We start from the raw sequence: 2,768 nt of genomic DNA, 5'->3' as shown, positions 1-2,768 counted from the left end.
GCACAGGCATCCGCTGAAATAGCATTACCCGTTAAGGGGTCCACGGCATTTTCCTCAGCAGCGTGAGGCGCTTGCGCGCACAAACCCTGCAGTGGCAATAACACATGCGGCATACCTACGTCCGGGAAAACCGCATTGTTCACACCGTACGGACGGCTGTCATCAGCATAGAAACTACGCAGGTAGGTGTAGACCCAATCAACGCCACGTACTCGGGTAACCATCGTCAGATCCAGCGGCGCCGCACCAAACCATTGCTTGCCATCTTCCAACGACATCGGAAACTTCATCAGATCCCCGAATTTGGCATTCGGATCAAAGACAATATTTTCCATGAAGATGCTTTCAGGAATATCCAAATCACGAGCAACACGATTGTAGCGCGCGTATGACAGTGAGTGACAACCCGCACAATAGTCCATAAAGGTTCGCAGACCTTTCTGCATGGACACATTATCGGTCGCATCTGGTGACATGTGATCCAGATGCACATCTCCTCCACCAGCGGCATAGGCCACATTAGCCAGTACCGACAGTGCTAAAATTGACAGAATCTTCTTCATTCCGGAATCCTCTCTGGTACTGGCTTGGTTTTCTCCCATTTCGTGTAGAACGGCATCAGCAGGAAGAAGGCGAAGTAAATCACAGTGCCGATTTTAGCCAGGATACCATTCAGTGCCGTTACCGGCTGACCACCCAAGTACGTAAGAACCGCAAAGGCGATGGCAAACAGAATAATCGCTGTCTTGCTCATCCAGCCTTTGTAGCGCCATGAACGCACCGGACTGCGGTCCAGCCAAGGCAGTACAAACAGGATGGCAATCGCCGCGCCCATCGCCATAAAGCCACCCAACTTGGCCTCAATGAACAGGATTGGGAAGTCGATGGCTCGAAGAATCGAATAGAACGCACCGTAGTACCAGGTCGGCGCAATATGATCCGGTGTCTTCAACGCGTTAGCCGGCTCAAAGTTCGGATGCTCCAGGAAGTAGCCGCCGCCCTCTGGCATAAAGAAAATCACACCACAGAACACAAACAGGAACAAAACAACCTGAGGCAACTTACCCACCGTGAAATACGGATGGAATGGCACACCATCGAGCGGAACACCGTTTTTATCAACGTGCTTCTTGATATCAATGCCTTCCGGATTATTAGAGCCAACCTCGTGAAGCGCCAGAACATGCAGCACAACCAACAGCGCCAACACCAGTGGCAGCGCGATCACATGCAGCGCAAAGAAACGGTTCAAGGTAATACCGGAGATCAGGAAGTCACCTCGAATCCATTCAGCCAGACCTTCACCGACCACAGGGATTGCAGAAAACAGAGAAATGATTACCTGAGCACCCCAATAGGAGGTTTGACCCCATGGAAGCACATAGCCCATGAACCCTTCTGCCATCATGATCAGGTACACAAACATACCGAAGATCCAGATCAGCTCACGCGGCTTTTGATAAGAACCATACAACACGCCACGGAACATGTGCAGATAGACAACCAAGAAGAAAAAGGACGCCCCGGTTGAGTGCATATAACGAATCAACCAACCCATTTGAACATCACGCATGATGTACTCGAGCGAGTTAAATGCTTCCGCAGCGCTGGGAACATAAGACATGGTCAACCAGATACCAGTCAGGATCTGATTGGCAAAGACGATCATGGCCAGCAGCCCGAACACGTACCAGAAGTTAAAGTTCTTCGGCGCGTAGTACTTGGACATATGCTTTTCGTAAGCATTGGTCACTGGCAGACGACGATCGATCCAGTCCAGCCAGGCTGGCTTGAAATTTTTCGTACTCATAATCAGGCCACCTCACCGACTGTTAAAATATTACCTTCGACTTTATGGGGCGGAACCACCAGATTGGTCGGCGCCGGTACGCCTGAATAGACGCGGCCCGACAGGTCGAAGCGAGAACCATGACAAGGACAGAAGAAGCCACCCTGCCAATTGGCATCGTATGCCTGAGGCTCAACAGCCGGAACATACTTCGGCGAACATCCCAAATGCGTACAGACACCCTCAATAACCAACAGCTCTTCTTCGAGGCTTCGGGTATCGTTTTTAGCAAACTCTGGCTGCTGCTCGACTTCTGAATTCGGATCAGACAAGCGAGATTTAATGGTGTCGCCCTTCAGGCGCTCAATCATCTCTGGCGTACGGCGTACAATAAAAATCGGCTTGCCACGCCATTCGGCAACTCGCATTTCGCCCAGCCGAAGGCTGCTAAGATCGACCTTAACAGGCGCTCCAATCGCCTTGGCCTTTTCACTTGGAAACCATGATTTTACGAACGGTGTGGCCACTCCCACTGCTCCCACCGCGCCTACGGCACCGGTAGCAATGTAAAGGAACCGGCGTCGACCCTGATTTACGCCGTCTTGCGTCATTATTATCATCCTCTAGTCGAAAGGAAATTATGCTGCAGTTATCACAAAATTGCCGCAGATACTAAAGAAAATCACGGTTTCTGACAAGAAAAGGTTTCGTGAGAACCGCCGGTTTCAAGGCTTTCAGGCTTTACAGCAGGCCCTCCACTCTCGAAATAAAATCCGAAAACAAAAAACCCGGGATAAACCCGGGTTTGTATTCGTTCCTTTGCGTATTAACGCTTGGAGAACTGTGGCTTCTTACGCGCTTTACGCAGACCCACTTTCTTACGCTCAACCATACGAGCATCTCGAGTAACGAATCCAGCTTCGCGCAGAGGTGCACGCAGGTTTTCATCATACTCAATCAACGCACGTGTGATGCCGTG

Annotated in this window: 4 protein-coding genes; all 4 read right to left on the bottom strand. The window is 50.7% G+C overall.

Annotation, left to right across the window (positions count from 1 at the left end; all coding sequences use genetic code 11):
- On the bottom strand, positions 1-563 hold a 563-nt coding region (locus MED297_RS22320), incomplete at its 3' end, for a cytochrome c1 (RefSeq protein ID WP_008045213.1).
- Entirely contained in the window at positions 560-1,810 is a 1,251-nt protein-coding gene (locus MED297_RS11800; protein ID WP_008045211.1) for a cytochrome b, read from the bottom strand. The genes MED297_RS22320 and MED297_RS11800, both read right to left, overlap by 4 nt.
- A 2-nt stretch (positions 1,811-1,812) precedes the next feature.
- Positions 1,813-2,400, bottom strand: coding sequence for a ubiquinol-cytochrome c reductase iron-sulfur subunit (gene petA / locus MED297_RS11795; protein ID WP_008045210.1), 588 nt, complete (start codon positions 2,398-2,400; stop codon positions 1,813-1,815).
- Positions 2,401-2,615: 215 nt separating this feature from the next.
- Positions 2,616-2,768, bottom strand: a 153-nt coding sequence (gene rpsI / locus MED297_RS11790; protein WP_008045205.1) for a 30S ribosomal protein S9, incomplete at its 5' end; no start/stop codon positions are given.

This window comes from Reinekea blandensis MED297 (genome assembly GCF_000153185.1).
In the GTDB taxonomy this organism is placed as follows: Bacteria; Pseudomonadota; Gammaproteobacteria; order Pseudomonadales; family Natronospirillaceae; genus Reinekea; species Reinekea blandensis.
Note: the sequence above shows the minus strand (reverse complement) of the source record. Positions and strands in the feature narration are given on the sequence as shown.

Coding starts and splice junctions, on each gene's coding strand:
- MED297_RS11800 (WP_008045211.1), bottom strand. CDS start 1,810: ATGAGTACGAAAAATTTCAAGCCAGCCTGGCTGGACTGGATCGATCGT.
- petA (WP_008045210.1), bottom strand. CDS start 2,400: ATGACGCAAGACGGCGTAAATCAGGGTCGACGCCGGTTCCTTTACATT.